Genomic DNA, 26,828 nt, shown 5'->3' on the forward strand with positions numbered 1-26,828 from the left:
GCCCCCCTGCCAACGCGGCCCGCATCGACAGCCGACGATACCCGGTCGGCCCCGATCGTGATAGAAACGCACCAATCCAAGGCGGAGCGGGGCGCATGCAGACCGAGATGACGACGGCGGACCGGCTTTACCGCGACAAGGACTGGATCCAGGCGACGGCGGGGGTGGCCAACGCGGGCGTCGCGCTTGCCATCGTCGACCCGGACAGCATTGGCTGGGCGAAAGTGGCCTCTCTGCTGGAAGACTACGGTTTCATCGGGTTCACAGCCGCAGAAAAGGACAGGGTATTCGATCAGATCCGCGCCAATCTCGGTGGGGACGGTGACCTGCCCTATTGGGATTCCTTTACGGCATCCGCCACACATGCGCTATCAACCTGCGAGGCCATCACCGGGACCGCGGGCGACCGCTACATATTGCAGAGCGACCGAGCGCCGGAGGCCGCAATCCTGCAGGAGGTCACCGACCTGAACCGGATCGTCGGCGTGTCCCCCCTTCCAGAATGGTACATGCGCGGCGAGGGGCCGCCATCCCTGACCGGCTGGATCCGCGCGCCCGACGGTCGCATGATCGCCTGCGCAAACGGCAGCATGCGCTATCACCCGCAAAGTCGGTTGGCCGGGACATACTACGTGGGCACCGTCTCGGTTGCGCCATCCGCGCAGGGGCTTGGCCTGGGAACCCTCGTCACGGCCCTGCTGGTCCGGGATGGCCTGCGGGCCTTCGACGCCACATCCGTGACCGCCGTGGCACAACCCGGCAACGCGCCGTCACGTGCCATGCTGGCACGATGCGGGCTGCGTCATGATCCAAGCCGGGCGACGGTCATCCTCAATCGCTCCGGCGCGTTTCACACACGCTAGGGACGGAATATGGGGGCCGGCCAACCGTCCCGTAAGGGCGACGGCCGACCCAGGCTCCGACACAGCGCGTTAGGGGGCGAGACAGTCCGCCATGTTTTGCGCCAAGGCCCGAAGGAGCGCGGGATACTGCTGCGGGCCGGGGGCCTGCGCGGCACCGGTCGGGTCCAGAACGGCCAGACGGACGCCGTTGCCCTCGGCCACCGTGGCGGCCAGGCCCGGATCGAACTGCGGCTCGCTGAACAGGCAGACGATCCCCTCTGACGCGACACGGTCGCGCAGCTCGGCCACATGGGCCGCCCCGGGGGACGTCGCATCGCCTAGGCGAATCGACCCGGACGAGGGGACGTCGAAGCGCGCCTCGAAGTAGCCGTAAGCGTCGTGGAAGGTCAGGAACCCGCGCCCGCGCAACGGGGCCAACAGCGTCTCGATCTCTACCTCGACTGCGGTCAGCTCGGCCTGACCAGCGGTCGCATTGGCGCGGTAGGTCGCCGCGTTCTCGGGGTCGACGGTCGCCAGAACGTCCGCGATCTGCGCCAGCCAGAGCTTGCCGTTCACCGGGTCGAGCCAGGCGTGGGGATCGACCCCGCCCGCGTGGTCGTGGCCATGGTCATCGTGGCTACCATGGCCCTCGGCGGAGGCCGCATGACCGTGCGCGTCATGGTCGTGGTCCTTGTGATCGGAGTGATCCTCGTGATCGGCGTCATGGTCAGCGTGGTCGTCATGACCCGCGTGATCGCCGTGGTCTTCGTGCCCATGAGGATCGCTTGCGGCCTCATGGTCGTGATCGTCGTGGTCGTCGCCAAAGGCACGCAGAGCCGTACCGTCCAGATCCAACAAGGTTACCCGTTGCGCGTCCGCGGCCAGGGTGTCGAGCGCTCCGTCCAGCCAGGGGGTCAGCGCGGGGCCGATCCAGACCACGACATCCGCCGCCTCCAGCGCGGCCGCCTCGGAGGGGCGCATGGCGTGACCGTGGGGCGACGCATCGGCCGGCACCACAAGGTCCGGAACCCCAACCCCCGCCATCACGCGGGAGACGAGGCCGTGAACCGGCAAGATATCGGTGGCCACGCGCGGGGCATCGGCAAATGCGGGCGCGGCGGCGAGACAGGCGGGGAGGAGGAATGTGCGTATCATGGCGGGCTTGCTAGATGTGATATTATAACATATCAACCCCCCATGACACCACTCGGCTTTGACCCGCACAATCACGCCCATTGCATTCGCGACGCCGTTGCGGCGGCCCAGGACCATTGCGCCGCCGAGGGGCTGCACCTGACCCCCGTGCGCCGCCGGGTGCTGGAGCTGCTGCTGGACCGGCATCGCGCGATGGGGGCCTATGACATCCTCGACGTGCTGCGCGCCGAGGGGCTGGGCTCGCAGCCACCAGTGGCTTATCGCGCGCTGGAATTTCTGACCAAGCACGGCTTTGCCCATCGGATCGAGCGTCTGAACGCCTTTGTCGCCTGCACCCATCCGGCGGCCCCCCACGACCCCGCCTTTCTGATCTGCCGCAAATGCGAGGCGGTGGCCGAGACGGCGGCAGACGCGCGCCTGGGCCGTGCCGCCGCCGACACCGGTTTTCACGTCGAAGAAACGGTGGTCGAGATGCAGGGCCTTTGCCCCAAGTGCCAGGACACCGACGCCCCATGACCGACCCGCTTGTGCAACTGGATCGCCTGACGGTGCGTCAGGGCGGTCAGGTCACCCTTCAGGATGTGACGCTGGCGCTGCGCCCGGCAGAGATCGTCACCATCGTCGGCCCGAACGGGTCGGGCAAGTCGACCCTGCTCAAGGCCCTGATCGGGGCAATCCGGCCTGCGTCGGGTCGGGTGACCCGCGCGCCGGGCCTGCGCATCGGCTATGTTCCGCAGACGCTGGCGATCGACCCGACGCTGCCCCTGACCGTGCGGCGATTCCTGTCCCTGCCCCGCCGCGTCACCGACGCCGAGGCCGCCGAGGCATTGGACAAGACCGGGGCCGGGACGCTGTCGAACCGGCAGATGACCGACCTGTCGGGGGGACAGTTCCAGCGCGTTCTTCTGGCCCGCGCATTGTTGTCCAATCCGCAGCTTCTGGTGCTGGACGAGGCGACGCAAGGGCTGGATCAACCCGGCTCTGCCGCCTTTTACCGATTGATCGAGGCGATCCGCCGCGACATCGGTTGCGCGGTTCTGATGGTCAGCCATGAATTGCACGTGGTCATGGCCGCCTCGGACCGGGTCATCTGCCTCAACGGGCACGTCTGCTGCGAGGGGCACCCGGAACAGGTGGCCACCGCGCCCGAATATCGCGCGCTGTTCGGGACGGGCACGCAGGGGGCGCTGGCGCTTTACCGGCATGAACACAGTCACACCCACGACGACGGGTCGGCCTGCACCCACGACCATCCTCACCCGGCGGAGGCCACCGAATGACCATGCTCGACAGCTTCCTGACCCGGGCCACCCTGGCGGGCCTGGGCGTGGCGCTGGCGGCTGGGCCGCTGGGCTGTTTCGTGGTCTGGCGACGGATGGCCTATTTCGGCGATGCGACGGCCCATGCGTCGATCCTGGGCGTGGCGCTGGCGCTGGCGTTTTCGACCTCGGTCTTTCTGGGCGCTCTGATCGTGTCGCTGGCCATGGCGGTGGCGATCACGCTGCTGTCCGGGCGGGGCATGGGCACCGACACCCTGCTGGGCGTTCTGGCGCATTCGGCGCTGGCCCTGGGGTTGGTCGCGGTGTCCTTTCTGGACGGGGTGCGGATCGATCTGATGGCCTATCTGTTCGGAGACATCCTGGCTGTGGGCAAGACCGACCTGGCGGTGATCTGGGCGGGTGCGGCGGCGGTTCTTGGGCTGTTGGCGTGGCGCTGGCAGAGTCTGCTGACCGCGACGCTGAACCCCGACCTGGCGCAGGCCAGCGGCATCGATCCGAACCGGGAGCGTTTGATCCTGACGCTGGCGCTGGCGCTTGTGGTGGCCGTGGCGATCAAGGTGGTGGGGGCCCTGCTGATCTCGGCCCTGCTGATCATCCCTGCCGCCGCAGCCCGCCCTTTTGCCACCACGCCCGAGCGGATGGCGATTCTCTCGGCGGGACTGGGCGGGCTGGCGGCCCTGGGCGGCATGCGCCTGTCCTACAGCTTCGATACGCCCACGGGCCCCACGATCGTGGCGCTGGCCGCCGGGTTGTTCGCGGTATCGTCCCTGTACCGCAGCCTGATGCGGCGCGACTAAGTCCCAGAGAGATCTGAGAATTTCCTGACCGCGACCAAGTCGACGGCGATCTTCCCGTGGTTGGACGCCTTACAATTGTCTTGACTGATCGATCAGTCAGGATACCCTCTCGCCATGTCGAAAGCACAGCTCAAATCCAGGGATGCCCCGAACGAGACGGTCGAAAAGATCCTCGTCGCGGCAGAAGTCGAGTTTTCCGAACGGGGGTTCGACGGGGCGGGGATGAAGGCGATCTCTGCTCGGGCCGACGTGTCGCAGGCGCTGCTGCACTATCACTTCGGCAACAAGGATCGGCTTTATGACGAGGTGATCGAGCGTCGGTCAGACATGATCAATTCCGAACGCCGCACCCTGTTGGCCGCAGTCGATCCTGACGCGCCCGACGCGCTGGACGGCATCCTTGCGGCGCTGTTCCGGCCGCCGCTTGGGCCGTCAGGCGGCCAACATGCCTATGCGCGTATCTTCTCCAACCTCGTCGTCGGGCGGGAGCGGGAGCGGGCGCTGGTGCGCCGCTGCTATGACCCGACGGCCCGCACCTTCATCGAGGCGATCTGCCGCGCGACGCCTGGCACGGATCAGGCCACGGCGGCCATGGCCTACACCCTGTCACTTGGCGCCCTGATCGCCGTGATCGGCCGCGATGGCCGGGTGGAGCGGCTGATGGGCCGCGACGACATCCAGACCCAGGACCAGATCCTGGCCCAGCTCGTGCGCTTCACCAAGGGAGGGGTGCTGGCGCTGACGGGGACCGGCTGACTCACCGACCATTCATTCGTTTTTCAAGGGAGGAAAACATGAAGACCCTGACCAAAGGCGCCCTGCTTGCGTCCACACTTCTGCTGCCTGCAACCGCCTTCGCCGACAGCTATTCGGCCACCATCGCCGCGGGCCACCCGCCCGTGTTCCGGTGGGTCAAGATGCTGGACGAGGCCTTCGTGCCCGCCGTCACAGCCAAGCTGGAAGGCACCGGACATTCCATCGACTTCACCGGTCAATACGGCGGCGCCATCGCCGGCGTGGGCGAGGAATTGGAGGCGGTGGAGGCGGGCCTTGCCGAACTGGGCACCTGCCAATCGCTGTTCGACCCCGCCAAGATGGCGGCGCAGAACGTCACCTACTACACGCCCTTCGTCAGCGACGACCCCCGCACCATCGGCACCTTGATGCACCGCCTGCAGTTGGAAAACGAGAACATGCAGCGCAGCTATGCCGACAACGGCGTCGTCTACATCGGCGCGCCGATGGTGATCGACGACTACCTGTTGATGACCAACTTCCCGATCGAAAGCCTCGCCGACCTGGACGGACGCAAGATCGCGGCCCCCGGCCCGGCCATAAACTGGCTGTCGGGGACGGGCGCTGTCGGCGTCTCGGGCAACCTGACGACCTATTACAACGAGCTGAAGTCAGGCGTCTTCGACGGGGTGATCGTCTTCGCCTCTGCCGCGCTGCCGGGCAAGCTGTACGAAGTGGCCCCTTACGTGACGCGCGCGGGTCTGGGCGCGCAATACGCGGGCTCCATCTGCGCCAATATCGACTGGTACGAGGGCCTGCCGGAGGAGGTTCAGACCGCGCTGCACGAGGCTGCGGCCGAGACCGGGGAATGGTACGTCTCCGCGTTGGAGGGTGCCGTGCAGACGGCCTTTTCGGTTATGGGCGAAAACGGAGCGACGATCACGGAAGCCTCGGATGACATGCGCGCGGCATGGGCCGCTGGCATGGACAATGCCGCACAGGCCTGGGCCAAGGGTCTGGACGACAACGGCATCGCCGGGTCCGAGGTCCTGACCACCTACATGGGTGAGATGCGCGCCGCCGGGGCCACCCCGCTGCGCGACTGGGACAGCGAGTGATCCGTGCCCGACGTCACGCAAAGTGACCTGCGGCCCCTGCGTTGGCTCGATCAGCTGACGCAGGTGGCCAACGTGGGCGGCTCGCTTCTGATCGTGGGGCTGGTGGTGTTGATCGGCATGGATGTCTTCGCCCGCAACGCCTTCAACGCACCGATCTCCGGCGTGCCGGAAATGGTGACCCTGTCGATCGTGGCCATCGTTTTCCTGCAGGCCCCGCAGGCGTTGAAGGCCGGGCGCATGACCCGATCGGACGCGCTGTTGGGGGCGCTGACCAAGGGGGCACCGCGCATCGCACGGGGGCTGGAAACGCTGTTCGACCTGTTGGGCGCGCTGGTCATAGGCGTGATCCTCTATGCGACCTGGCCCATCTTTGCCCGCGCCTGGACCCGCGGAGAGTTCATCGGGGCGGCGGGCGATTTCACCGCCCCGGTCTGGCCGGTCAAGGCGATGATCCTGCTGGGCGGCACCCTGCTGGCGCTGCAATTCCTGGCGCGCATCCTGCGCCGCCACGCACCGCAGGACGACGCGACATGACACCCTTCGACATCGGTCTGCTGGCCCTGGGCGGCATGGGCGTTTTCGTCTTGGGCGGCATGTTCGTGCCCATCGCGCTGATCCTGTGCTCGTTTCTGGGCGTCTGGGCGATCAAGGGCTCTCCGATCCTTGCGGCCAAGATGTTGGGCCTGGCGGCCAATGACGCCATCGCCAGCTATTTCTTCGGGGTCGTCCCCCTGTTCGTTCTGATGGGCTTTCTGGTGTCCGAGTCGGGCATCGGGCGCGATGCCTTCGACGTGGCCAACGCCATGTTCCGCCGCATCAAGGGCGGGCTGGGCGTGGGCACCGTGGCGGCCAATGCGATCTTTGCCGCCGTCACCGGCATCTCCATCGCGTCGGCGGCCGTTTTCACCAAGATCGCGGTGCCGGAAATGCGCCGCCACGGCTATTCCAGCCGCTTCGCCGTGGGCGTGGTGGCGGGCAGTTCGGTGCTGGGCATGCTGATCCCGCCCAGCCTGCTGCTGATCCTGTTCGGATTGCTGGCCGAGCAATCCATCGGCGACCTCTTTGTGGCGGGCATCGGGCCGGGCTTGTTGCTGGCGCTGTTCTTCGGGCTGGGCACAGTGGCGATGGCGACCTTCACGCCCCGGTTCGTGGGCGAACGGCTCAGCGAGGACAGCGCCCCCCTCAGCCGCAGAGAGCTGATTTCCAAGGGGGTGCCGATCACCGCATTGATCGGGCTGGTGCTGGGGGGGATCTATGCCGGGCTCTTCACACCAGTCGAGGCGGGGGCCATCGGGGCCATCGGGGCGCTGGTCATCGGCTTACTGAAACGGCGCCTCAGCCTGCCCGCGCTTTGGCGGGTGCTGGTGGACACCGGGCTGGTCACCGCCTCGGTCTGCTTTCTGATCATCGCGGCGCAGATGTATTCGCGGATGCTGGCCTTTTCCGGCGTGCCGAACGCCTTCGGCGAGTTGGCGGCGACGGCGGACCTGGGTCTGCTGGGGCTTATCTTCCTCTATGTGTTGGTGGTGATCCTGCTGGGCATGATCCTCGACAGTTCGTCCATCATGCTGATCCTGGTGCCCCTGATGCTGCCGATCGTGACGCCCATGGGCGTGGACCTGATCTGGTTCGGCATCGTCACCGTCATCGCGGTTGAGATCGGGCTGTTGACGCCACCGTTTGGAATATCGGTCTACGTCATCAAATCCACGCTCGACGACGACAGTATCAGCCTGTGGGACATCTTTGTCGGTGCGGCCCCCTTCGCCTTGATGATGCTGCTTTGCCTGATCCTGATCATCCTGTTCCCGCCCATCGCCATCGGTCTGCTGTAGGAGGCCCCGCGCATGTCACGACGATTCATCGACCTATCCGTCCCACTGGAGGCGGAGATCCCCTCCGACCCGGAGATCATGTTGCCGCAGATCGAATACTTCGATCACAAGGACACCGCCGCGCAGATGGCCGGATTCTTTCCGGGCCTTGCCCCCGACCAGCTGCCGGGCGGGGATGGCTGGGCGTTGGAGAAGCTGACGATCTACACCCACAACGGCACCCATCTGGACGCGCCCTATCATCACCATTCCACAATGGATGGCGGCAAACGGGCGATCACCATCGACGAGGTCCCGCTGGAATGGTGCTTTGCCCCCGGCGTGCGCCTGGACTTCCGCCACCTGCCCGACGGCCACATCGTCACGCCCCAAGAGGTGGACGCCGAACTGGACCGGATCGGCCATGTCCTGCAACCGCTTGATATCGTGCTGGTGAACACCGCCGCCGGCGCGCGATATGGCCACGACGATTACCTGATGCGGGGCTGCGGCATGGGCCGCGACGCGACTTTGCACCTGTTGAAACAGGGCGTCCGCGTCACCGGCACCGATGCCTGGAGCTGGGACGCCCCCTTTCCGCTGACCGCAGAGCGGTTTGCCGAAACCGGCGATCCCGGCGTCATCTGGGAAGGCCACCGCGCCAGCATGGACATCGGGTATTGCCACATCGAAAAGCTGGCCAACCTCGACGCCCTGCCGGGGGCTGGCTTCACCGTCTCCTGCTTCCCGTTCAAGATCAAAGCCGCCTCTGCCGGGTTCGTCCGGGCGGTCGCCATCCTCGAGGACTGACATGCCCAAGACGATCATCACCTGCGCCGTCACCGGCGCGATCCATACGCCCACCATGTCGGACGCCCTGCCCTACCGGCCCGAAGACATCGCGCGGCAGGCCATCGACGCCGCCCACGCCGGGGCCGCGATCCTGCATCTGCACGCCCGCAACCCCGAAGACGGCCGCCCCTCGGTCGATCCGGCGCATTTCGCGGCGTTCCTGCCGATCATCCGGGCCGAGACGGACGCCATCGTCAACATCTCGACCGGGGGTAGCATCACCATGGGCATCGAGGACCGGTTGGCCCCCGCCGCCGCCGCCTCGCCCGAGATGTGTTCGCTCAACATGGGGTCGCTGAACTTTGCCTGCCATCCGCTGGCCGACCGCTACGACAGCTACAAGTTCGACTGGGAGGAGGCGCATATCCGGGGGTCCGAGGGCGGTATCTTCCGCAATACCTTTGCCGATATCAAACAGGTCGCCGCCACCATGGGCGGGGCCCCGCATCACGCCAAGTTCGAACATGAATGCTACGAGGTCGGGCATCTCTACAATCTGGCGTTCTGCCTGAAACAGGGGATGTTTCAGGCTCCGATCTTCTTGCAGTTCGTGATGGGCATCCTGGGCGGGATCGCCGCCGATATCGACAACCTCGTGTTCATGAAACGGACCGCCGACAAGCTGTTCGGCACGGACTACCAGTGGTCGGTGATCGGCGCGGGCGGGCAACAGATGAAGCTGGCCGCCGTCGCGGCACAGATGGGCGGCCACGTGCGCGTCGGGTTGGAGGATTCGCTCTTCATCGAAAAGGGTCGCCTTGCCACGTCGAACGCCCAGCAGGTCGAAAAGGTGCGCAAGATTCTGGAGTTGCAGGGCAATGCCATCGCCACCCCCGCCGAGGCGCGCGCGATGTTGGGCCTCAAGGGGACCGACAAGGTCAGTTTCTGACCCTTGCTGCCAATCAGATCCCGGAGGACGCCATGACCGTCGACCAACCCAAAGACCCCCTAGAGGTCATCTTCACCTGTTCGGGCCATGCCACAGGCAAGATGCGCAACGATCTGGATGTGCGCATGACACACCCGATGGAAGAACGCTTTGCGATGGCCACCGACGAAGGCCCGTTTCATGGCGGCGACGCCACCGCGCCGCCCCCGCTGGCGCATTTCATCAGCGGGCTGACAGGGTGCATCATGACGCAGCTGCGGGCCTTTGCGAAACGGATGAACGTCGAGATCACAGACCTGAAGGTCGACTGCCGCATCGTCTGGCAATGGACGCCGGTGGGCCGCATCTACGAAACCGCGCCCAAGAGCTTTGACATCGACATCCTGCTGGACAGCCCGAACCCTCTCGAAGAGCAGATCGCCCTGATCGAGGCGGCCAAGAAGGGGTGTTTCGTGGAACAGACCCTGTCGCAGGCCAATACCGTCACGCACCGGTTGAAGACCGAAGGCGGGTTCCTGCGGCTTCGCTAGGGTCGCGTCAGGCCCCGCCCCGGAACAGCGAAAAGCCCCAGGGCGTGAACTTGAACGGCAGATGGAAGTGTTCCGTCACCCGGTCGATCCCGAACCGAAAGACGGCCGTGTCGACGAAGGACGGCTCGGGCAGGTCCCAACCGCTCTGCCGGTAGTAGTCTCCGACGCCGAAGCGCACCTCATAGAGCCCGCGCGTCACACCCTGCCCGTCCACCATCGGATGCGGCAAGTGGCCAGTCGGGGCGCAGACGTCATGAACGATCTCTGCCGGGTCGGGATCAAGCCGGAGCAGCCGCACCGACAGCCCCGCAGCCGGGATGCCACGCGCCACGTCGACGGCGTGAACCGAGATGCCGCCCGCCTGCGGCTGCGGGGCCACGCTCATGCCGCGGCCTCTATCTCGGGGCCGTCATAGGTCGTGGAAACCTGCAACTCCCCCGCCGAGACCTGCGCGGCGGTGGCGTCGATCCTGGTCCGCAACCCCGCAGGAACCTCTGGCCCCATGGCCAGCCCCACGGCCCCCTCTGCCAGGCCAAGCCGCACGATCGACCCTGCGCCCCGGCCCGCACGCATGTCCTGCACGGCGCGCACGACCCCCAGGTCGATACGTGCCAGGGCCGAGGCGACAAACACCTCCGGCTCCGCCGCGCACCAATCGGTGACATTGCCGATCTGGCGCATGCCGGTCACGCGGCAGGCACGGGTGGCCCCGTCGCGTGCGGCGTTGAGCATGGTGAACAACACATCCGCCCCGGCGTCCGCGATCCGCGTGGCCCAGGCCTCGGTGACGGTGCTGTCGTCCTGCGTTCCGCAGAAGCCGGTGATCAGACGCACATCCGGGTCGGCATGACGGACACCGGCGGCAAAAGCCGCGCGGCCCTTCAACCCCGGCACGACACGGTGACCGGACAAGTGGCCGACGCAGCCGGTCTGCGTGTGCCGCGCCGCCAGCACACCGGCAAGAAAGGCCGATTGTTCCTGCAGGACGTCATAGCTGGCAAGGTTTGGAGCCGTGACCGCGCCCTGAACGACAGCAAAGGCACATTCCGCAAAGGCCTCGGCCACCGGTGGGGTCACAAGGTTGCCCTGCCCGCCCACAAAGACCACCCCATCCGAGCGTCCAGCCGCCGCCTTCAGCGCGCTGGTCATCGCGGCGGGATCATAGGGGATGCCGTCCACGATCTCGATCTCGCCAGCCGCGGGATCGGCTTGCATCCTTTCCGCCCCATCAAGGGCGGATTGGTTGAAGCCGCCGTCGCGCAGCGCCCCTACGAACAAGATTGAAATACGCATCCGGTCTCTTTCTCATGATACGGCGGCGCACCGGGGCGCGCCGCCGTCAGGCTGGATCAGCCGTTGACCTTGGCCGACAGGATCAGCGGTGCCCAGGTGGCGATGGCGTCTTCGACAAAGGTCGTGAACTCTGCGGATTCCATGGGCGTGTGGGCGATGCCGAACTGGGCCAGCTGCGCGATCACCGCGTCCAGCTGCATGATCTCGGCGACGGTATCGTTGATCGTCTCGACCATGGCCGGATCCATGCCTGCGGGCCCGGACAGACCGGTCCAGTTCTCGATCACGACATCATGGCCCAGCTCGCGGAAGGTCGGGATATCAGGGAACAGCGGCGAACGGGCAGGCGCGGCCAGGGCGATGGGCTGCGTCTCGCCCTCGGTGATCAGGTCCCGGTTCAACGCGACCATGTCGTAATAGGCCTCCAGCACCCCGGCACGGAAATCCTGAATCGCGGGCGCGCTGCCCTGATAGGGGACGTGGATCTGCTCGATCCCGAGCGCCCCGTCGACGGCCTGGCCCAGGATATGGGTGATCGACCCGACCCCGGACGACCCATAGGTGATGCCCTCGCCCTTGGCCTGGTCGATATAAGCCTCGAGCGAGGTGATGCCCGAGTCGGGTTGCACGAACAGCGCGGGCGTCGAGGCGCCCAGATAGGCGATATGGGTGAAGTCGCCCATCGGGTCGTAGGGCAGATCCTCGAACTGGGTGGGCGCGATGGTAAAGGGCGCGTTGTTGCCCAGGATCAGGGTTGTCCCGTCCGGGTCCTGATCGGCCACGAAGTCGGCCGCCACGGTACCGCCCGCGCCGGGGCGGTTGTCGACCACGGCCTTCTGGCCATACTCGCTCTCGAAATACTGGGCCAGGACGCGGGCGATCAGGTCGCTGGTCCCGCCGGGCGGGAAGGTGACGACGATGCGCACCGGCTCATCGGTCCATTTGCCCGGTTCGGCCAGGGCGGGCGTGGCCATCAGCAGGGCGGCCGTGCCGAAGGTGAGGATCTGTTTCATTTCAGTAGGTCCTTGATTGGAGGTTTCGGAAGTCAGGTTTGAGAGGCAAGCAGTGCGCGGCGGCGGGCCCGCCTGCGGCGCAGCGCGGAAAAGACGGCATAGGCCAGGATCAGCACCGTGATGGCGATCAGCGTCCCGCTGATCGGGCGGGTCAGGAAAACGGTGGCATCGCCCCGTGACAACAGCATCGCCCGGCGCAGCTGCTCCTCCATCATCGGGCCCAGGACGAAACCGATCAGAAAGGGGGCCGGCTCAAACCGGAACAGGCGCATCAGATAGCCCGCCCAGCCGAAGGCCAGGGTCAGCCAGATGTCGAAGACGTTGTTGTTGAGCGAATAGACGCCCACGCAGATCAGAACGATGATCGTCGGATACATGTAGCGGTAGGGGATCTTGAGCAGCCGCACCCACAGCCCGATCAGCGGAATGTTCAGCACCAGCAACAGAACATTCCCGATCAGGAAGCTGGCGACCAGCCCCCAGAACAGATCGGAATGTTCCACCAGCAGGCGCGGGCCGGGCACGATGCCGTACATCATCAGCGCCCCGATCACGAGGGCCATGGACGCGCTGCCGGGCACACCCAGGGTCAACGTCGGGATGAAGGCGGTCTGCGTGGCGGAGTTGTTGGCCGCCTCGGGCACGGCGACGCCCTCGATCGCGCCCTTGCCGAAATTGGCGCGGTTGGGCGAGATCTTCTTTTCGACCGCGTAGGCCACCGCCGAGGCGACGGTCTGCCCGGTGCCCGGCAGCGCCCCGAAGAAGCTGCCGATGCTGGCCCCGCGCATGATCGGGGCGAACATTGCCTTCCACTGGGCGCGGGTGGGGTAGAATTTGGCGTAGTCGATTTCATTCTGATGCGCGCCCTGGGCGTTGGCACGGATTGACACGATCAGCTCACCCACCCCGAACAGGCCCATGGCCACGATCACCAGATGCACACCGTCGCGCATCTCCGGGATGCCCAGGGTGAAACGTTCGGCCCCGGTGGTGATGTCGACGCCCACGGTGCCCAGCATCAGACCGGTGACGACCATGGCGATGCCTTTCAGGGGGCTGCCGTTCGACACCGCCGAGGCGGCGACCAGCCCCAGCAGGATGACCGCGAAATATTCCGTCGGCCCGAAATTCAGCGCCAGTTCTGCCAGACCCGGTGCCAGGACCGCCATGACCAGCATGCCCACGATGCCGCCCCCAAAGGACGCGATGGCGCTGGCGAAAAGCGCGATGCCCGCGCGGCCCTCGCGCGCCATGGGATAGCCGTCGATGCAGGTGATGGACGACGACGGCGTGCCGGGAATATTCATCAGGATCGAGGCGATGGACCCGCCGTATTCCGCGCCGTAGTAGACGCCCGCGATCATCACCAGGGCAGCCGTCGGCTCCAGGTAAAACGTCAGCGGCAGGATCATCGAGATCGCCGCCATGGACCCGATCCCCGGCAGCACGCCGATGAAGGTGCCCAGGAACACGCCGACGAAGCAATAGAACAGGTTCGCCGGCTCCATCGCGACCAGCAACCCATTGCCGAAACCTGCAAGGATCTCCATCGCTCAGATCCCCCTGAAGGCGTCGAAAGGCAGGCCGATCACCCCGATGAACAGCCCCCAGCAGGCCACGCCCACCAATGCGGCCAGCGCCATCTTGCCGGGAAAGCGCAGGGACGGATCCGGCAGGCTGGCCGTGATCACCGTCAGAAAGACGCCGGGCACCAGACCGATCCGCCCCACCGTCAGCGCAAAGACCGCCAGGGCCGCGCCGATTGCCACGAAGGAAATCCAGTCCGGGCGTTCCGCATCCGACCGGTCACGCAGATCGGCGGCAATGACCGCCAGGGCCAGCAGCGCAAGGATGCCCCCCGTCAGCACCGGAAAGGCCCCGGTGCCAAGACGCCTGGGCGAACCGACGCCCAGGTCGACCCCACCCAGGATGAACACCAGGGCCAGCGCGAACAGCCCCACGCCACCCAAGGCCCCCAGATAGGCATGCGGCGGTCGGGCCGCCTCTTCGTTTCGGCGCAGGCGCAGCAGGAGCTGTCTCATGGGGCGTCGTCTCCTCTGATGGTGGCGGCGGACGCCGGAATGGCGCGGGCGGACCGGCCGCCGGTCAGCGCGGCAAGCCGCGCCTTCATGACCGAGGCGACCTCGTCCAGGGCGCGGGCCAGCTCCTCCTCCGGGTCAGCGTTCAAACGCTGCTCGAACGCTGTCAGAACGCTGGCCAGATCGGTCTGCGCATGGAGCGCGATGACAAAGGGATAGCCGTGGCGGCGCAGGTAGCGGCGGTTCAGATCCGTCAGCCGCGTCGCCAGAGCCGTATCGGGATCCAGCAGGCGCAAGCGTCCCTGTTCCCGCTGCGACGCCTGCGTCATCTCTGTGGGGTGGGGCGGCGATAGTTCCGGATGCGCGCAGAGCAGTTGCACGGCGTCTTCATGGCTCAACGCCCGCACCGCCGTCTCCAACCAGGTGGCCAGATCCGCCGCATCGCGGAATGGCCGCGCGGCGGCCGCACGATGCGCCAACCAGGCCGACCGCTCGACGATCCGATCCATCATCGCCGCCGCCTGGGTGTCCGTGGCGCGGTTCAACGTATCGATCGAAAAGCTGAGCGGTGCTCTGTCCTGCATCTGATCCCCCGGATGTCGGATCAAACCTAGAACCGGGTTGTCGTTGCCATCTATTACAAAAAAATCCATTCTGCATTCTCAAAACGGCAACGCTAGGCACCCGAGATCCCATGGCACTGCATATCCTGCCCCGCACCCTGACCTACCTGGAGGCGGTTGCGCGCATCGGCTCCGTCCAGGGGGCGTCACGGACGCTTGGCATCGCGGCCTCGGCCATCGACCGACAGATCATCGCGTTGGAAGACGCCTGCCAAACCCCTCTGTTCGAACGACATCCACGCGGTATGCGCCTGACCTCCGCAGGGGAGGCGGTGGTTCTGCTGGCGCGACGGTGGCGCGCAGATGAAGACCGGTTGGAAGAGAATTTGCGCGCCATGCGCGGAGAGCAATTCGGCACCGTCCGCCTGGCCGCGATGGACAGCCTCGCCAACTCGATCCTGCCGGATTTCGTCACGATCTTTTCGGGGCGCTATCAGCGGATTCGCTTCGCAATAGACATCATGACGCCAAAAGAGGCAGCGCGCGAACTCGAGATCGGCAGCATCGACCTCGCGCTCGCCTTCAACCTGCCCCCCGACAAGGCGCGCCATGTCCTGTGGTCCGCCCCCCTGCCCTTCGGCTGCGTCGTCGGGCGCGGCCATCCGCTCTGGGGACAAGCGGGCACGACGCTCAGCGAGGCCGCAAAGCACCCGCTGGCCGCGCAAAGCAGGGTCTTGCCGGTGCGCGAATACCTCGACAAACGCTATGGCTGGCTGTTCGACCAGGCCGAGCCGGCGCTGGTCACCAATTCGCTTCAATTCCTGAAACAGGCGCTGATCTCGGGCGACTATCTGGCGATCACCTCTCAGCTTGATGCCCTGCGGGAGTTGGAAACCGGAAGCCTGAGCTTCGTTCCCCTGACCGATCAGGGCCTGCGTCCCCAAACCATCAACATCGCAGTCGACGCCCGCCGCAGCCTGCCCCGCGCCGCCCGCCTGGTGGGCGAGGCCCTGTCGGAGATGATCCCCGCAAGGCTGACCGCCCTGGAAGGGGACAAGCCGGGCAACGACCAATCAGGCTATCAGACCGAAACCTTGCACCCGTGACGCCGCATTGTGTCGTGCGTCGCCTGTGGTCCGGGCGCGGGGCAATGCATGCCGCGGTGCCCCGTTCGTGGCGTGACCCTGTCGGCAGGGCGGGCTAACCTGATGCAATGACTGACCTCCTGTCCGCAAAACCCTGCTGCACGCCCCCGCGCGCCGCCCCGCCCCTGACAAAAGGTGAAATCGCGGTCGACCCCGCGGCGGCGCGGGTCCTGAAGGACGCCGCCGCCCCTGTTCCCGGCGGTCGCGGTCTGCTGGGCACGCACGACGCGCAGATCGCCGACGACGGAGAGTCGCCCCTGCGAACTACCCGGATTTCGCCGTTCCGAATGGGGCGCAACAGCGTGACAAACGCTGAGTTCGCGGATTTCGTCGCGGCCACCGACTACATCACAGAGGCCGAGCGCTTCGGCTGGTCCTTCGTTTTCTGGGCCCAGGTGCCCCGGTCGGTTGGTCCGACACAGGGGATCGTCGGCACCGAATGGTGGCGACGCGTGGATCGGGCAAATTGGCGCGATATCAATGGCCCCGACACGATGGACGCAGCCTGGCATCCGGATCATCCGGTCGTGCAGGTGTCCTGGAACGACGCGCAGGCCTATGCGAAATGGGCGGGCGGCAGATTGCCGACCGAGGCCGAGTGGGAACATGCCGCGCGGGGCGGGCTGCGCGACGTCCGCTTCCCCTGGGGCAACGCGGAGCCGAACGAGACCGACCACACACCCTGCAACATCTGGCAGGGGCGTTTTCCGGAGACCAACACAGCCGCGGACGGCTATCTGACAACCGCCCCTGCAGGCAGCTTTTCGGCCAATGGGTACGGCTTGTTCAACATGGTGGGGAACGTCTGGGAATGGACTGCGGACCCCTTTCGCATCGCCTCGCTCAAGAAACAGGTGAAAGAACGCCTGGCGGGCATGAAGGGCTACAAACTGTCCAAGGGCGGCTCGTTCCTGTGTCACGCGTCCTACTGCTACCGCTACAGGATCGCCGCCCGTTCCGGCACGTCACCGGACAGCGCGACACCGCATCAAGGGTTCCGGGTGATCTGGCCGCAGGAACGCTGATCCCTGGCATCGACCGCACGCCCCCTTTGGCAGGTTCTTCCGGGTCGTGGAACAATCAGCAGGACCATCAATTGAAGACCGCGCCGTGTCTTGGCCTGCCCGTGCAACAAGTTCAGCGCCAAAGTCGGATGGCTCTACTCCGCGCCCTTCGCAACTGCAGGCCGAAAGCCCCACCGATCACGGAGCGCGGGCGGCGGGCCGTCTTGTGACCCTGTTTGGGAGGAACGCGCGGTGTTCACCGGAAGCAAAAGCCCGTCACAGTCTGCAAGTCTGCAAGGCCCCTTAAAATTAGGCCTATCGGGTTCCCTTACCATATCTGGAAGTGAATACGGTGCCGCTGAAGGGACTCGAACCCCCGACCCCATCATTACGAATGACGTGCTCTACCAGCTGAGCTACAGCGGCTCCGTGGGCGGCTCTCTAGCAGGGGTCCGGGGCCGTTTCCAGCCCCGAATTTTGCTTAGTTTCGTGACGCGGCAGACGGCGTCTCTTCGGGCACATCGCCGTTACCCGGTGCCTCTCCGACCGGGATCACGACCGGCTCGGACACGTCGCGGGTCGTGCCCACGACCTCGGGATCGACCACGGTGTTCACCGGCTCGGCCACGGGGGGGTGGGTCACCTCGGGTGTCACGACCGGCAGGTCATCCGCGGGGGTGTCAGTCGGGCCACCGACCAGCAGCGGCAACATGTCGGACGGCAAGGCGCTGGTGGCGGCTGCGGCGTTGGCCGGTTCTGTCCAACTGAGGCTGTCGAAGGCCTCGCAAGAGGTACAGACCGGCACCCAGGCCGAATGCACGGTGCCGCAATTCTCGCAGACCCACTGAGGCCCGCGCGACGCGCCCAGCGCCTTGGCAAGCCAACCGCGCACCACCGCCTCCGAGGCACCTTCGCCCCGTTCGATCGCCGCCATCATCGACAGGACGCGCGCCGTGGGTCGGGTCTCGTACAGGGTGCCCAGCGCCCGCCGCGCAGCCGGGAAATCCTCGGCCGCCAGATGCAGCTCTGTCTCAAGCATCTTGGTCTCGGGCGATCCGGGCACGATCTTGAGCAGGGCCTGAAAGCGGCGCAAGCGGGCCTCGGGCGTCTCGTCAGGTTCGATTTCGGCGAAAACTGCGGCCAGATCGGGATGCTGGGTTTTCTGCCACGCGGCCTTGATGACCTTGGCCGCGCGCTTCTTCTCGCCGCTTTCGATCAACATTCGGGCCGCCAGGACCGCAGCGGGCACCAGTTCGGGCGACAGGCGGTTTGCCTCCAAGGCCTCGTGCCGGGCCTTGTCGCCCGCCCCCTTGGCCACTTGCGCGCGGGCATCGGCCAGCGACAGCACCGCCTCGCGACGCTTGTAGACATCCTTGGGCAAGCCGCCGGATTTCAGCTTGGCGGTCAGGACCTTGCGCGCGCCGTCCCAGTTTTCGTCGCGGGCCTGCAGGCGCAACAGAACGTCCTGAACCTCGACATGTTTCGGTTTGATGGCAAAGGCCTTCTCCGCCAGTTTCATGGCAGTGTCGGTATCGCCCTCTTCCAGCTTCTGGCGCATCAATCCCCGCACGCCGACGAACCGGGTGCGGTCGTGTTTGACCAGCGTTTTCCAGGCCTCCGTGGCGCGCGCCTTGTCGCCCGCCGCTTCGGCAGCCTGGGCCACGACAAGGGTCGTCACCTCGGGTTGTTGCAGGTATTTTTCGGCTTTCTGCGCCTTGGACGCCGCCTCGCGGGAGTCCCCGGACGCCAGCGCGACCAGAGCATCGGACAGCGCCTGATACCCCTTCCGCTCGCGATTGCGTTCGAAATAGCGGCCAATGGCCGTGTCGTCACCGTTGATGAAATGCAGCACCGCAATCAACAGGCCCGCCAGCTTGAACAGCACATAAAGCGCCAGCATCAGCAGCAGCGCCCCCAGCAGGACCATCAAGGGCGACAGGACCATTTCCTGGCCGGAGAAGCGGACGATAACCTCGCCCGACATGGCCAACAGGGCCTGGACCCCAAAGGCCAGCGCCACGACCATGGCGACAAACAGGAGGATCTTGAAAAGCGACCAAAGCATTGCGGATCCTCACTCAGTCTCAAAATAGTCTTGCAGGGCGGCGGTTGCCCCGGCGCGGGCGCGCGCCCTGTCGGTCCAGGCCGACAATGCGTTCTGGGCCTCGGGCGGCAGCGTCTCGATCTCGGCCAGGGCGGCGTCGATATCCCCCATCCTGACGGCGGCCTCGGCGCGGCTCAACACGGCGTCGGGGTCGTCGCCTTCGCGCGGCTCCAGGGATCGGGCCCCTGTCTGACGGCGCAGAAACGCGGTCAGCGGGTTGCCGTCGTCCGGGGTGACAGATCGTGCTGCGCGCAGGGCGGCACGGGCGACTGCCGGGAAATCAGAGGCCAGCGCGGACGTGGTCGGAACCCCGCCTTCGGCCATGTCAGACAGCGCAGGCGGCACATCGCCCAGCAAATCGACTTGCTCCGTGAACGGCTGTCCGGTGTCGACGGCCAGGCGCATCTGATTGCGAGCGGCATCGCGCGCCAGATCCTCGGCGCTGGCCTCGATCGAGGCGGCTTCGACCGACATGTCCTGCAACCCAGCTTCGACGGCGGCAACGCGGTCAGCCAGTTCAGCGTCCACGCGCGGCAGACCATCGACGTCTTGGCGCAGCGCCGCCAGATCGTCGGACAGCGCCACCAGTTCAGCGCGGAGCGTTTCGGTGGCCTCGGACGCGATATCTGCGGTGGACGCCGATGCGGCCTGCGTCTGGGCGTTGGCAATGTCCCGACCTTCGACGGCGTCGAGCCTGGCAGCCAGCGCATCAATACGCGCGGAAAGATCCGCCTGCGCGCCCTCCACCCCCGTCAAATCCACATCGGCGGGGGTCAGCGCGGCGATCTGTGCCTCCAACGCGTCTACCCGTGACATGTCGATCTCTGCGGGCGGCGGCGGGGGGGTCTCGGTCAAAGTGGCGACGCCATAACCGATGCCGCCGGCGATCAACCCACCAAGCACCAGAGGCAGGAAGCCGGGGCCGCTTTTTGCGGGCGGGGGCGGTGCCGTCACGGGCAGCGGCGCCTGCGCCTGCTTCGCGTCCCGGTCCTCGACCGGGTCGGCGCTGGCGGTCGGCTCCTCCCCCTGGGGCGGAATGACGACCGTGCCGGCACCATCGGCCAGAGTGACTTCGTCAGACGGCGCGCCGCCCGCGGGAACCTCATCTGCGGGGGACTCGTCTGCGGTCACGGCGTCGGCGGACGCCTCCGGGGCCCCCTCCGACACGGCATCCGCGTCCGTCGCCTCTGCGTCGGGCACTGTCGGATCGGCTTGAGCATCATGCCCATCTACAGACACGACCTCCGCGTCTTCGATCACGTCGCTTGGCGGGACCGCTTCGTCCGCGATCGGGGTCGCCTCCGGCGCTCCGCCTTCGGTGGCAGGCAGGGTATCGTCCTGTGGCGTTTCGGCCTCGGGCTCGTTCGTCTTGCTGGTGTTCTTCTTGCGCGCCAACGCATTCCCTCCGACTCGCAGGGTCCGGAACGGATCCGGACGGGCTAGCAACACCTAGTGCGAACGCGGGGGTCCCTCAACCGTCGATCCGAAAACGGCACTTAGTATCGCTCGATACATTGCCGCACCGTCGGGCGTTTTGGCAATCGGCGCGGAAACGGGCAGTGCCCGCGCAACCGCCGCGCTGAGCGCGAGCGGGCGCAGATTTGCCAACAGACCCGCCGGACAGCCCGCCACCAGCAAACCCGCCGTGCGGGGCGAATAAAGCGGCACGAGCGTCGGGCGCGACAACACCCGAACCGCCGGAGCCGAAAGCGGCAGCGCATCCTGCCGGTAGATCACCGCGTCCTGTGCCGCCAGACCACGCGCCCGCAGATCGGACGCCAGATCACCACGCTGCACCGCGCCCCGCAGATGCAAAAGCGGCGGCGCGTCGGCCGGGATCGCCTGGGCGAGCGTCGCCGCATCCGGTGCCGTGCCCCGCAGGTCCAGCCCCGCCGCCTGTGCCTCGGCCCCCGTGCGCGGCCCCACGCACCAGACCGGCAGGCCGGGCGGCCCGCCCAATCCCCGATAGGCCGCGACCCCGTTGGGCGAGGTGAAAATCAGCCCCGCAGCCAACTGCGGCAGGGCGGCCACGGGCACGATCCGCAACAAGGGGGAGACGACGACCTCTGCCCCTCGGGCCCGCAAATCCCGCGCCAACGGCAGAGACGCGGCTTCGGGCCGGGTCAGCAGGACGGGCAGTAACGGGGCTGGCACGTTGTCACTCCGGACGGGGATGGCTAGATGGAGGACGACACTGGACCCCGGCGCATCATGGCACAAGACCACCTTATTCTGGGGCTGGAAAGCTCCTGCGACGATACCGGGGCTGCCGTTGTCCGACGACGCGCGGATGGTGCGGCACAGATCCTGTCGAATGTGGTCATGGGGCAGGACGCGCTGCATGCGGCCTTTGGCGGGGTGGTGCCGGAAATCGCCGCGCGCGCCCATGCCGAAAAGATCGACCTCGCGGTCGAAGACGCCTTGGCCGTGGCGGGTGTTGCGCTGCGCGATTGCGATGCGGTGGCGGTGACCGCCGGTCCGGGCCTGATCGGCGGCGTGTTAGCGGCGGTGATGTGCGGCAAGGGGTTGGCGGCCGCGGCGGGTCTGCCCCTGATCGGCGTGAACCACCTGGCGGGCCATGCCCTGACGCCGCGCCTGACCGATGCGGTCCCCTATCCATATCTGATGCTGCTCGTCTCGGGTGGCCATTGTCAGTTTCTGCGGGTCGACGGGCCGGATGCCTTCACCCGGCTGGGCGGCACCATCGACGACGCCCCCGGCGAAGCCTTCGACAAGGTTGCCCGCCTGCTGGGCCTGCCGCAGCCCGGCGGCCCCTCGGTCGAGGTCTGCGCCGCGCAGGCAGAAGGCACGGTCCGCCTGCCCCGCCCCCTGCTGGACAGACCCGGTTGCGACATGTCGTTTTCGGGGCTGAAGACGGCCGTCCTGCGGGCCCGCGACGATCTTGTGGCGGAACATGGTGGCCTGCCGCGCGGGAAACGCGCCGACCTTTGCCACGGCTTTCAGGAGGCGGTGCGCGACGTGCTGGCAGAAAAGACGCGACGCGCGCTGGCTCAATGCCCCGGCATGACCGCGCTGACCGTCGCGGGCGGGGTGGCGGCGAATGGACGACTGCGCGCGGCCCTGCAGGATGTCGCGCGGGACGCGGGCCTGCCCTTTGTCGCTCCGCCCCTGACGCTCTGCACGGACAACGCCGCCATGATCGCCTGGGCCGGGGCGGAGCGGTTTGCCGGCGGCGACCGTGACGACCTGACCCTGGCCGCGCGCCCGCGCTGGCCGTTGGACCAAACCTCCGCGCCGATGCTGGGCTCAGGCAAGCGGGGGGCCAAGGCGTGATCGGCGTCGTTGGCGCAGGTGCCTTTGGCACGGCCCTGGCGGTCAGCATGGCCGCCCGCGGCGAGGTCCTTCTTTGGGGCCGGGACGCAGACACGATGGCCACCGCCGCCGGGACCCGCACCTTGCCGCGCCTGCCGGGCGTGTCCCTGCCCGAGGGTCTGCATCCGACCGCGGATCTGACCGCTTTGGCCGTGTGTGAGACCCTGTTGCTGGCCGTTCCGATGCAAAGCCTCGGGGGCCTGTTGCCCGATCTGGCCCCCCTCGCGCCGCGCCATGCCGTCGCCGCCTGCAAGGGGATCGACCTGGCCACCCGTCGCGGCCCCATCGCCCTGATCCGTCAGGGGCTGCCGGCATCCGTTCCCGCCATTCTGTCCGGACCCAGTTTCGCCGCCGACATCGCGCGTGGCCTGCCGACGGCGCTGTCGCTTGGCTGCGCCGACGACGCCGTGGGCGCGGCCTTGCAACGGGCGCTGTCGACGCCTGTTCTACGGCTTTACCGGACGACGGATACGACGGGTGTGGAAATCGGCGGCGCGCTCAAGAACGTCATTGCCATCGCCTGTGGGGCCGCCATCGGGGCGGGTCTGGGCGAATCGGCGCGCGCCGCGTTGATGACGCGCGGCATGGCCGAAATCATGCGCCTGGCTCAGGCCATGGGCGCGCGGGCGGAAACCTTGATGGGCCTGTCCGGGCTGGGCGATCTGGCGCTGACCTGCGCCTCGCCCGCGTCGCGGAATTTCTCGCTGGGGTTGGCGCTGGGCCGGGGCGAGACGCCGCCCCAGGCCACGGTCGAGGGGGCCGCCACTGCCCGCGCGGCCCTGGATGTCGCCCGCGATCACGGTGTCGACATGCCGGTCAGCGCGGCGACGGCAGGCCTTGTCGCGGGCGCGCTGACGGTAAAAGATGCCATGCGGTCGCTGCTGACCCGCGACCTGACCACGGAATGGAGCCCCTGATGTTTGCCTTGATCTGCACCGACAATCCCGACAGCCTCGCCCTGCGCATGGCCAACCGCGAGGCGCATATCGCCCACCTGAAGGCCAGCGAAACCGTGCGCCAGGCAGGGCCCTTTCTGAACGCGGCCGGCGAAATGTGCGGGTCCCTGATCATCTTTGAAACCGACGATCGCGCCACCGTCGAGGCCTTTGCCGCCGCCGATCCCTATGCCGTTGCGGGCCTGTTTTCTGAGGTGCGAATCGAACAGTGGAACCGGGTCATCAACGCGTGAAGTACTGGCTGTTCAAGTCAGAGCCCGGCGTCTGGTCATGGGACGATCAGACCGCCAGGGGCGAGACGGGCGAGGAATGGGACGGCGTGCGCAACTACCAGGCGCGCAATTTCATGCGCGACATGGCGCTGGGCGATCGCGGGTTCTTCTACCACTCGCAGGGGGAAAAGGCCGTGGTCGGCATCGTCGAGGTCTGTGCCACGGCCCATCCCGACAGTACCACCGACGACGACCGCTGGGACTGCGTGGACATCCGCGCCGTGGCCCCCCTGACCCGACCCGTGACCCTGGCTGAAATCAAGGCGACAGAAGCGCTGTCCGAGATGGTCCTGGTCCGCAACAGCCGCCTGTCGGTGCAGCCGGTCACCGAGGCCGAATGGCAGACGGTTTGCGCCATGGGCGGGATCGAACAGAATTAACCGGAAACTAATTCCTCTCTGCTAGCGTTTGTTCGCGAAGGAGACGGATATGACAAAGCCCCGCATCGTCTATGTCGCCGGCGTCGAGCACGATCTGATTGCCGGAAAGGTCACCGGAACCGTCATTCGACGGCATCCCAACGGCGGCTTGACCCGCCGCCGCGTCGCGGCCCCGGCCGATCCCACCTGCACCCACGACGAGGCGGAACGCCGCCTGCTGCACGCCAGCCGCGACTGATCGGCTGCGGTCACCGTGGGGCCATCCCCGCAGGCCTTGCATGCGACGCCCGCCCCTGTCGGTCGTCCCCTTCGGTCGCGGACACTTCCCGGTCGACCTTAATTGCGACAGGTCGCGGCGACGCCGACTTGCGCAGCGCGCAGCGCGCCATGGGTCGGGTCAGAGTTTTCCAAACCGCTGATCAGTTCGACCCGGGAATTTGGCGATCTGGACGCGCCGACCCCCTGCCGAAATATCACAGCTGTCCCCACACCCGGTCAATGCGGCGCGCGGCACGCCCCTCTGCTCTGGACAGCCGCGCGCCCGCGCCCTACCCCGGCGCGAAGTTCAGCGAGCCGGAGGCCCCCATGTCCCAACCGAACCTGTCCGACGACCGCCTGATCGTGGCGCTCGACGTGCCCAACGCGCTGGCCGGCCTGACCCTGGCCGGGCAGCTGGGCGATGCGGTGTCCTTCTACAAGATCGGGCTGGGCATGCTGACCGGGGGCGGGCTGGCCTTGGCGAACGAACTGAAGGAGGAGCACGGCAAGCGCATCTTCCTCGACATGAAGCTGTTCGACATCGGGGCCACGGTCGAGGCCGCCGTGCGTGGCCTGGCGCAATTCGACCTGGATTTCCTGACGGTACATGGCGACCCCCACGTCGTGCGCGCGGCGGCGCAGGGCAAAGGGGACATGAAGATCCTGGCGGTCACCATCCTGACCTCGCTCGACCGCGCTGATCTGGACGACGGGCTGATCCAACCCGGCGACATTCCCGACCTGGTCGCGACCCGCGCCGCGCGCGCGCTGGAGGCCGGGGCCGACGGGGTCATCGCCTCGCCACAGGAGGCCGCGCTGATCCGCGCCCTGCCCGAAGCCGCGGGCAAGCTGATCGTCACGCCCGGCGTGCGACCCGCAGGTGCGGCGCTTGGGGATCAGAAACGGGTGATGACACCGGGCGAGGCGATTGCGGCCGGGGCCGATCACATCGTTGTCGGGCGCCCCATCCATGGCGCGACCGATCCGGCGGCCGCCGCGCGCGCTGTTCTGGCCGAACTTGGCTGACCCGCTCGCGGCGCGCGCGCGCACCCGGTGAGGGGCTGAACCAAGGCTCGCCCGGCCACGTCGGGCCAGTCCCCAGGGTTCAGTGTCCGCACCTGTGCGGTTCGGGCCTGCAATGACGCGTGTCCTGACCGCGACCACTGCGGCGACCGCTCCCGTTCTGGACGTTGGCTGCGCCCCCATGGCAGGCGCACAGGCCCTGTCGATCAGTCGTTCACGTCTTGATCGAACGTCCTGGCCCGCCCCGGTGCCCCGAACACACGGCGCAGGGCAATCCAGGCCAGCAAGGACAGGATCGCAAAGACGACCAGAAGCGCCGGAAACCCGTAGCCCCCCGCAAGTGCCACCAACGGCCCCAAGATGCCCAGCAACAGGCCCATCCCGACCAGCGCCGCGCCGATGGCAAAGCCCAACAGGATGAAACCCGGGACCAGCATTTCCAGCATGGCCAGCACCAGGCCCGCGACAATCCAGGCCCACCAAAGCATCAGACCTTGCCCTTCAGCATCTTGAAGGCCTCGCCGAAGGCATCCATCGCCGACGCAGGCACCACGATGGTTTGCGACCCGGTGCCGTTGCCCAGCTTGGTCAGGGCCTCCACCTGTTTCAGGGCAACCTGATACTGCGCCGCCTCCAGCCCGTTGTCGGCAATGGCGCGGGCCACGACTTCGGTGGCATAGGCTTCTGCGTCGGCGGCGATACGGCGGGCCTTGGCGGTTTGCTCGGCGGCATAGAGCTCTGCGTCGGCGTTCAACTCCACCGCGCGCTTGTGCCCCTCCGCCTCCGTGACGGCGGCGCGGCGGGCGCGTTCGGCGTTGAGTTGTTGCAGCATGGCGTCACGGGTCTGCTTGTCGAGGTTCACATCCAGAATCTCGGCCCGCGTCACCTCGATCCCCCAGTCGTCGACGGCATCGGCCACCTGGGTCTTGATCTTATGAATGACCTCGGCACGGTTCGACTGCACCTCGTCCAGCTCCATCATGCCGATTTCGGCACGCACGATGCCTGCGACCGTGGTGGCGATGGCCGCGTCGACGTCGCGGATCCGGTATACGGTGCGTTCAGGGCTGAGGATGCGGTAGAAGACCGAGGTTTCCACCTGCACCAGGACGTTGTCGCGGGTGATGGCGTCCTGGCTGGCATTGGGCAGCTGACGTTCCAGGATCGACACCTTGTGCGCCACCTTGTCCAGAAACGGCACGATCAGGTTGATGCCGGGTTCCAGAACCGAGCGCAGGCGCCCGAACCGTTCGACCACGTATTTCTCGGACTGCGGCACGATCCGCACGCCCAGCATGATGCAGACGATGACAAACAGCGCCAGCGCGATCAGCACCGCGTTGTTGCCCGCAAAGCGGAGAAGTTCCTGTTCGATGTCCATGACCTGTCCCCTCGGGGCTGTGTGCACTCAAGCTAAGTCAGGTGCGCCCCGG

31 protein-coding genes and 1 tRNA gene are annotated in these 26,828 nt (G+C 66.9%); 19 read left to right on the forward strand and 13 right to left on the reverse strand.

All coding sequences use genetic code 11. The features are described from left to right. The first annotated feature begins 95 nt into the window (after positions 1 to 95). A complete protein-coding gene (locus K3551_RS00055) occupies positions 96 to 863 on the forward strand; it encodes a GNAT family N-acetyltransferase (RefSeq protein ID WP_259916543.1) in 768 nt (255 codons plus the stop codon). A 69-nt stretch (positions 864 to 932) separates the two neighbouring features. On the opposite strand, the gene K3551_RS00060 is transcribed toward K3551_RS00055, so the two are convergent. Next, positions 933 to 1,997 (reverse strand): zinc ABC transporter substrate-binding protein, encoded by a 1,065-nt coding sequence (locus K3551_RS00060; RefSeq protein WP_259916545.1) that lies wholly within the window; start codon positions 1,995 to 1,997, stop codon positions 933 to 935. Positions 1,998 to 2,039: 42 nt separating this feature from the next. On the opposite strand from K3551_RS00060, the gene K3551_RS00065 reads away from it, so the two are divergent. From K3551_RS00065 to K3551_RS00110, 10 genes are all read left to right on the forward strand, one after another. Next, positions 2,040 to 2,513, forward strand: coding sequence for a transcriptional repressor (locus K3551_RS00065; protein ID WP_259916546.1), 474 nt, complete (start codon positions 2,040 to 2,042; stop codon positions 2,511 to 2,513). After that, positions 2,510 to 3,277, forward strand: coding sequence for a metal ABC transporter ATP-binding protein (locus K3551_RS00070; RefSeq protein WP_259916549.1), 768 nt, complete (start codon positions 2,510 to 2,512; stop codon positions 3,275 to 3,277). Before K3551_RS00065 ends, K3551_RS00070 begins: the two co-directional genes overlap by 4 nt. Continuing rightward, on the forward strand, positions 3,274 to 4,074 hold the full coding sequence (locus K3551_RS00075; protein ID WP_259916551.1) for an iron chelate uptake ABC transporter family permease subunit: 801 nt from the start codon (positions 3,274 to 3,276) through the stop codon (positions 4,072 to 4,074). The genes K3551_RS00070 and K3551_RS00075 overlap by 4 nt, the downstream gene beginning before the upstream one ends. A gap of 114 nt (positions 4,075 to 4,188) precedes the next feature. Continuing rightward, entirely contained in the window at positions 4,189 to 4,830 is a 642-nt protein-coding gene (locus K3551_RS00080; protein WP_259916552.1) for a TetR/AcrR family transcriptional regulator, read from the forward strand. Between the two features lie 38 nt (positions 4,831 to 4,868). After that, on the forward strand, positions 4,869 to 5,927 hold the full coding sequence (locus tag K3551_RS00085) for a C4-dicarboxylate TRAP transporter substrate-binding protein (RefSeq protein ID WP_259916553.1): 1,059 nt from the start codon (positions 4,869 to 4,871) through the stop codon (positions 5,925 to 5,927). Positions 5,928 to 5,930: 3 nt separating this feature from the next. Then, the gene (locus tag K3551_RS00090; protein WP_259916555.1) at positions 5,931 to 6,461 is read left to right on the forward strand and encodes a TRAP transporter small permease subunit; all 531 of its coding nucleotides are present in this window, start codon (positions 5,931 to 5,933) and stop codon (positions 6,459 to 6,461) included. Continuing rightward, complete coding sequence (locus K3551_RS00095) at positions 6,458 to 7,762, forward strand: TRAP transporter large permease (protein ID WP_259916557.1); 1,305 nt, start codon at positions 6,458 to 6,460, stop codon at positions 7,760 to 7,762. The genes K3551_RS00090 and K3551_RS00095 overlap by 4 nt, the downstream gene beginning before the upstream one ends. 12 nt (positions 7,763 to 7,774) lie before the next feature. Next, positions 7,775 to 8,551: a cyclase family protein gene (locus tag K3551_RS00100; protein WP_259916559.1), complete on the forward strand. Its 777-nt coding sequence runs from the start codon at positions 7,775 to 7,777 to the stop codon at positions 8,549 to 8,551. Between the two features lies 1 nt (position 8,552). Continuing rightward, on the forward strand, positions 8,553 to 9,482 hold the full coding sequence (locus K3551_RS00105) for a 3-keto-5-aminohexanoate cleavage protein (protein WP_259916562.1): 930 nt from the start codon (positions 8,553 to 8,555) through the stop codon (positions 9,480 to 9,482). A 32-nt stretch (positions 9,483 to 9,514) separates the two neighbouring features. After that, positions 9,515 to 10,012, forward strand: a complete 498-nt coding sequence (locus tag K3551_RS00110; protein WP_259916564.1) for an OsmC family protein — start codon at positions 9,515 to 9,517, stop codon at positions 10,010 to 10,012. A gap of 7 nt (positions 10,013 to 10,019) precedes the next feature. Here the strand turns inward: K3551_RS00110 and K3551_RS00115 are convergent, their stop codons facing one another. From K3551_RS00115 to uraD, 6 genes are read right to left on the reverse strand one after another with little or no spacing between them, the layout of a single operon-like run. Then, positions 10,020 to 10,397 carry a hydroxyisourate hydrolase gene (locus tag K3551_RS00115; protein ID WP_259916566.1) on the reverse strand — a complete coding sequence of 126 codons (378 nt, stop codon included), beginning with the start codon at positions 10,395 to 10,397 and terminating at the stop codon, positions 10,020 to 10,022. Then, positions 10,394 to 11,305, reverse strand: coding sequence for a BMP family ABC transporter substrate-binding protein (locus K3551_RS00120; protein ID WP_259916567.1), 912 nt, complete (start codon positions 11,303 to 11,305; stop codon positions 10,394 to 10,396). The genes K3551_RS00115 and K3551_RS00120 overlap by 4 nt, the downstream gene beginning before the upstream one ends. A 56-nt stretch (positions 11,306 to 11,361) precedes the next feature. Beyond that, positions 11,362 to 12,318, reverse strand: a complete 957-nt coding sequence (locus K3551_RS00125) for a tripartite tricarboxylate transporter substrate binding protein (protein ID WP_259916569.1) — start codon at positions 12,316 to 12,318, stop codon at positions 11,362 to 11,364. Between the two features lie 32 nt (positions 12,319 to 12,350). Next, positions 12,351 to 13,868: a tripartite tricarboxylate transporter permease gene (locus K3551_RS00130; protein ID WP_259916570.1), complete on the reverse strand. Its 1,518-nt coding sequence runs from the start codon at positions 13,866 to 13,868 to the stop codon at positions 12,351 to 12,353. Between the two features lie 3 nt (positions 13,869 to 13,871). Continuing rightward, entirely contained in the window at positions 13,872 to 14,360 is a 489-nt protein-coding gene (locus tag K3551_RS00135) for a tripartite tricarboxylate transporter TctB family protein (RefSeq protein WP_259916571.1), read from the reverse strand. Further along, positions 14,357 to 14,941, reverse strand: a complete 585-nt coding sequence (uraD, locus tag K3551_RS00140; RefSeq protein WP_259916573.1) for a 2-oxo-4-hydroxy-4-carboxy-5-ureidoimidazoline decarboxylase — start codon at positions 14,939 to 14,941, stop codon at positions 14,357 to 14,359. Before uraD ends, K3551_RS00135 begins: the two co-directional genes overlap by 4 nt. Before the next feature lie 110 nt (positions 14,942 to 15,051). Here uraD and K3551_RS00145 point away from each other — a divergent pair, with 110 nt between their 5' ends. Together K3551_RS00145 and K3551_RS00150 are read left to right on the forward strand one after the other, a co-directional pair. Next, positions 15,052 to 16,026 (forward strand): LysR family transcriptional regulator, encoded by a 975-nt coding sequence (locus K3551_RS00145; RefSeq protein ID WP_259916576.1) that lies wholly within the window; start codon positions 15,052 to 15,054, stop codon positions 16,024 to 16,026. A gap of 107 nt (positions 16,027 to 16,133) precedes the next feature. After that, positions 16,134 to 17,090, forward strand: a complete 957-nt coding sequence (locus tag K3551_RS00150) for a formylglycine-generating enzyme family protein (RefSeq protein ID WP_259916578.1) — start codon at positions 16,134 to 16,136, stop codon at positions 17,088 to 17,090. 332 nt (positions 17,091 to 17,422) lie between these two features. Here the strand turns inward: K3551_RS00150 and K3551_RS00155 are convergent. The 4 genes from K3551_RS00155 to K3551_RS00170 form a co-directional block, all read right to left on the reverse strand. Then, a tRNA-Thr gene (locus K3551_RS00155) sits at positions 17,423 to 17,495 on the reverse strand. 55 nt (positions 17,496 to 17,550) lie between these two features. After that, complete coding sequence (locus K3551_RS00160; RefSeq protein WP_259916580.1) at positions 17,551 to 19,134, reverse strand: heme biosynthesis protein HemY; 1,584 nt, start codon at positions 19,132 to 19,134, stop codon at positions 17,551 to 17,553. Positions 19,135 to 19,143: 9 nt separating this feature from the next. Then, positions 19,144 to 20,568, reverse strand: a complete 1,425-nt coding sequence (locus K3551_RS00165) for a COG4223 family protein (RefSeq protein WP_259916582.1) — start codon at positions 20,566 to 20,568, stop codon at positions 19,144 to 19,146. A 54-nt stretch (positions 20,569 to 20,622) separates the two neighbouring features. Further along, a complete protein-coding gene (locus tag K3551_RS00170; protein ID WP_259916584.1) occupies positions 20,623 to 21,327 on the reverse strand; it encodes a uroporphyrinogen-III synthase in 705 nt (234 codons plus the stop codon). A 57-nt stretch (positions 21,328 to 21,384) separates the two neighbouring features. Between K3551_RS00170 and tsaD the strand changes: the two genes are divergently transcribed. The 6 genes from tsaD to pyrF all read left to right on the forward strand — a co-directional run bounded on the left by tsaD (position 21,385) and on the right by pyrF (position 25,398). Beyond that, positions 21,385 to 22,467, forward strand: coding sequence for a tRNA (adenosine(37)-N6)-threonylcarbamoyltransferase complex transferase subunit TsaD (tsaD, locus tag K3551_RS00175; RefSeq protein WP_259919686.1), 1,083 nt, complete (start codon positions 21,385 to 21,387; stop codon positions 22,465 to 22,467). 47 nt (positions 22,468 to 22,514) lie between these two features. Further along, on the forward strand, positions 22,515 to 23,423 hold the full coding sequence (locus K3551_RS00180) for an NAD(P)H-dependent glycerol-3-phosphate dehydrogenase (protein ID WP_259919688.1): 909 nt from the start codon (positions 22,515 to 22,517) through the stop codon (positions 23,421 to 23,423). Beyond that, complete coding sequence (locus K3551_RS00185) at positions 23,423 to 23,695, forward strand: YciI family protein (RefSeq protein ID WP_311199749.1); 273 nt, start codon at positions 23,423 to 23,425, stop codon at positions 23,693 to 23,695. Before K3551_RS00180 ends, K3551_RS00185 begins: the two co-directional genes overlap by 1 nt. Continuing rightward, positions 23,692 to 24,114: an EVE domain-containing protein gene (locus K3551_RS00190; RefSeq protein ID WP_259916586.1), complete on the forward strand. Its 423-nt coding sequence runs from the start codon at positions 23,692 to 23,694 to the stop codon at positions 24,112 to 24,114. The genes K3551_RS00185 and K3551_RS00190 overlap by 4 nt, the downstream gene beginning before the upstream one ends. 49 nt (positions 24,115 to 24,163) lie before the next feature. Next, entirely contained in the window at positions 24,164 to 24,352 is a 189-nt protein-coding gene (locus K3551_RS00195) for a hypothetical protein (protein ID WP_259916588.1), read from the forward strand. A 347-nt stretch (positions 24,353 to 24,699) separates the two neighbouring features. Then, on the forward strand, positions 24,700 to 25,398 hold the full coding sequence (gene pyrF / locus K3551_RS00200) for an orotidine-5'-phosphate decarboxylase (protein ID WP_259916590.1): 699 nt from the start codon (positions 24,700 to 24,702) through the stop codon (positions 25,396 to 25,398). A 203-nt stretch (positions 25,399 to 25,601) separates the two neighbouring features. Here the strand turns inward: pyrF and K3551_RS00205 are convergent, their stop codons facing one another. Both K3551_RS00205 and K3551_RS00210 read right to left on the reverse strand, forming a co-directional pair. Next, a complete protein-coding gene (locus tag K3551_RS00205) occupies positions 25,602 to 25,883 on the reverse strand; it encodes an NfeD family protein (RefSeq protein WP_259916591.1) in 282 nt (93 codons plus the stop codon). Next, a complete protein-coding gene (locus tag K3551_RS00210; protein ID WP_259916592.1) occupies positions 25,883 to 26,776 on the reverse strand; it encodes an SPFH domain-containing protein in 894 nt (297 codons plus the stop codon). Before K3551_RS00210 ends, K3551_RS00205 begins: the two co-directional genes overlap by 1 nt. Positions 26,777 to 26,828: the final 52 nt, after the last annotated feature.

Origin of the sequence: Jannaschia sp. M317 (genome assembly GCF_025141175.1) — a bacterium.
GTDB lineage: Bacteria > Pseudomonadota > Alphaproteobacteria > Rhodobacterales > Rhodobacteraceae > Jannaschia.

What these genes read in the sequence shown, in the direction of transcription:
- K3551_RS00205 (WP_259916591.1), bottom strand. Translation starts at nt 25,883, where the DNA reads ATGCTTTGGTGGGCCTGGATTGTCGCGGGCCTGGTGCTGGCCATGCTG.
- K3551_RS00110 (WP_259916564.1), top strand. Translation starts at nt 9,515, where the DNA reads ATGACCGTCGACCAACCCAAAGACCCCCTAGAGGTCATCTTCACCTGT.
- K3551_RS00135 (WP_259916571.1), bottom strand. Translation starts at nt 14,360, where the DNA reads ATGAGACAGCTCCTGCTGCGCCTGCGCCGAAACGAAGAGGCGGCCCGA.
- K3551_RS00195 (WP_259916588.1), top strand. Translation starts at nt 24,164, where the DNA reads ATGACAAAGCCCCGCATCGTCTATGTCGCCGGCGTCGAGCACGATCTG.
- K3551_RS00055 (WP_259916543.1), top strand. Translation starts at nt 96, where the DNA reads ATGCAGACCGAGATGACGACGGCGGACCGGCTTTACCGCGACAAGGAC.
- K3551_RS00060 (WP_259916545.1), bottom strand. Translation starts at nt 1,997, where the DNA reads ATGATACGCACATTCCTCCTCCCCGCCTGTCTCGCCGCCGCGCCCGCA.
- K3551_RS00075 (WP_259916551.1), top strand. Translation starts at nt 3,274, where the DNA reads ATGACCATGCTCGACAGCTTCCTGACCCGGGCCACCCTGGCGGGCCTG.
- K3551_RS00185 (WP_311199749.1), top strand. Translation starts at nt 23,423, where the DNA reads ATGTTTGCCTTGATCTGCACCGACAATCCCGACAGCCTCGCCCTGCGC.
- K3551_RS00125 (WP_259916569.1), bottom strand. Translation starts at nt 12,318, where the DNA reads ATGAAACAGATCCTCACCTTCGGCACGGCCGCCCTGCTGATGGCCACG.
- K3551_RS00065 (WP_259916546.1), top strand. Translation starts at nt 2,040, where the DNA reads ATGACACCACTCGGCTTTGACCCGCACAATCACGCCCATTGCATTCGC.
- K3551_RS00080 (WP_259916552.1), top strand. Translation starts at nt 4,189, where the DNA reads ATGTCGAAAGCACAGCTCAAATCCAGGGATGCCCCGAACGAGACGGTC.
- K3551_RS00120 (WP_259916567.1), bottom strand. Translation starts at nt 11,305, where the DNA reads ATGCGTATTTCAATCTTGTTCGTAGGGGCGCTGCGCGACGGCGGCTTC.
- K3551_RS00070 (WP_259916549.1), top strand. Translation starts at nt 2,510, where the DNA reads ATGACCGACCCGCTTGTGCAACTGGATCGCCTGACGGTGCGTCAGGGC.
- K3551_RS00130 (WP_259916570.1), bottom strand. Translation starts at nt 13,868, where the DNA reads ATGGAGATCCTTGCAGGTTTCGGCAATGGGTTGCTGGTCGCGATGGAG.
- K3551_RS00150 (WP_259916578.1), top strand. Translation starts at nt 16,134, where the DNA reads ATGACTGACCTCCTGTCCGCAAAACCCTGCTGCACGCCCCCGCGCGCC.
- K3551_RS00145 (WP_259916576.1), top strand. Translation starts at nt 15,052, where the DNA reads ATGGCACTGCATATCCTGCCCCGCACCCTGACCTACCTGGAGGCGGTT.
- uraD (WP_259916573.1), bottom strand. Translation starts at nt 14,941, where the DNA reads ATGCAGGACAGAGCACCGCTCAGCTTTTCGATCGATACGTTGAACCGC.
- K3551_RS00115 (WP_259916566.1), bottom strand. Translation starts at nt 10,397, where the DNA reads ATGAGCGTGGCCCCGCAGCCGCAGGCGGGCGGCATCTCGGTTCACGCC.
- K3551_RS00085 (WP_259916553.1), top strand. Translation starts at nt 4,869, where the DNA reads ATGAAGACCCTGACCAAAGGCGCCCTGCTTGCGTCCACACTTCTGCTG.
- tsaD (WP_259919686.1), top strand. Translation starts at nt 21,385, where the DNA reads ATGGCACAAGACCACCTTATTCTGGGGCTGGAAAGCTCCTGCGACGAT.
- pyrF (WP_259916590.1), top strand. Translation starts at nt 24,700, where the DNA reads ATGTCCCAACCGAACCTGTCCGACGACCGCCTGATCGTGGCGCTCGAC.
- K3551_RS00210 (WP_259916592.1), bottom strand. Translation starts at nt 26,776, where the DNA reads ATGGACATCGAACAGGAACTTCTCCGCTTTGCGGGCAACAACGCGGTG.
- K3551_RS00180 (WP_259919688.1), top strand. Translation starts at nt 22,515, where the DNA reads ATGGCCGCCCGCGGCGAGGTCCTTCTTTGGGGCCGGGACGCAGACACG.
- K3551_RS00100 (WP_259916559.1), top strand. Translation starts at nt 7,775, where the DNA reads ATGTCACGACGATTCATCGACCTATCCGTCCCACTGGAGGCGGAGATC.
- K3551_RS00160 (WP_259916580.1), bottom strand. Translation starts at nt 19,134, where the DNA reads ATGCTTTGGTCGCTTTTCAAGATCCTCCTGTTTGTCGCCATGGTCGTG.
- K3551_RS00105 (WP_259916562.1), top strand. Translation starts at nt 8,553, where the DNA reads ATGCCCAAGACGATCATCACCTGCGCCGTCACCGGCGCGATCCATACG.
- K3551_RS00095 (WP_259916557.1), top strand. Translation starts at nt 6,458, where the DNA reads ATGACACCCTTCGACATCGGTCTGCTGGCCCTGGGCGGCATGGGCGTT.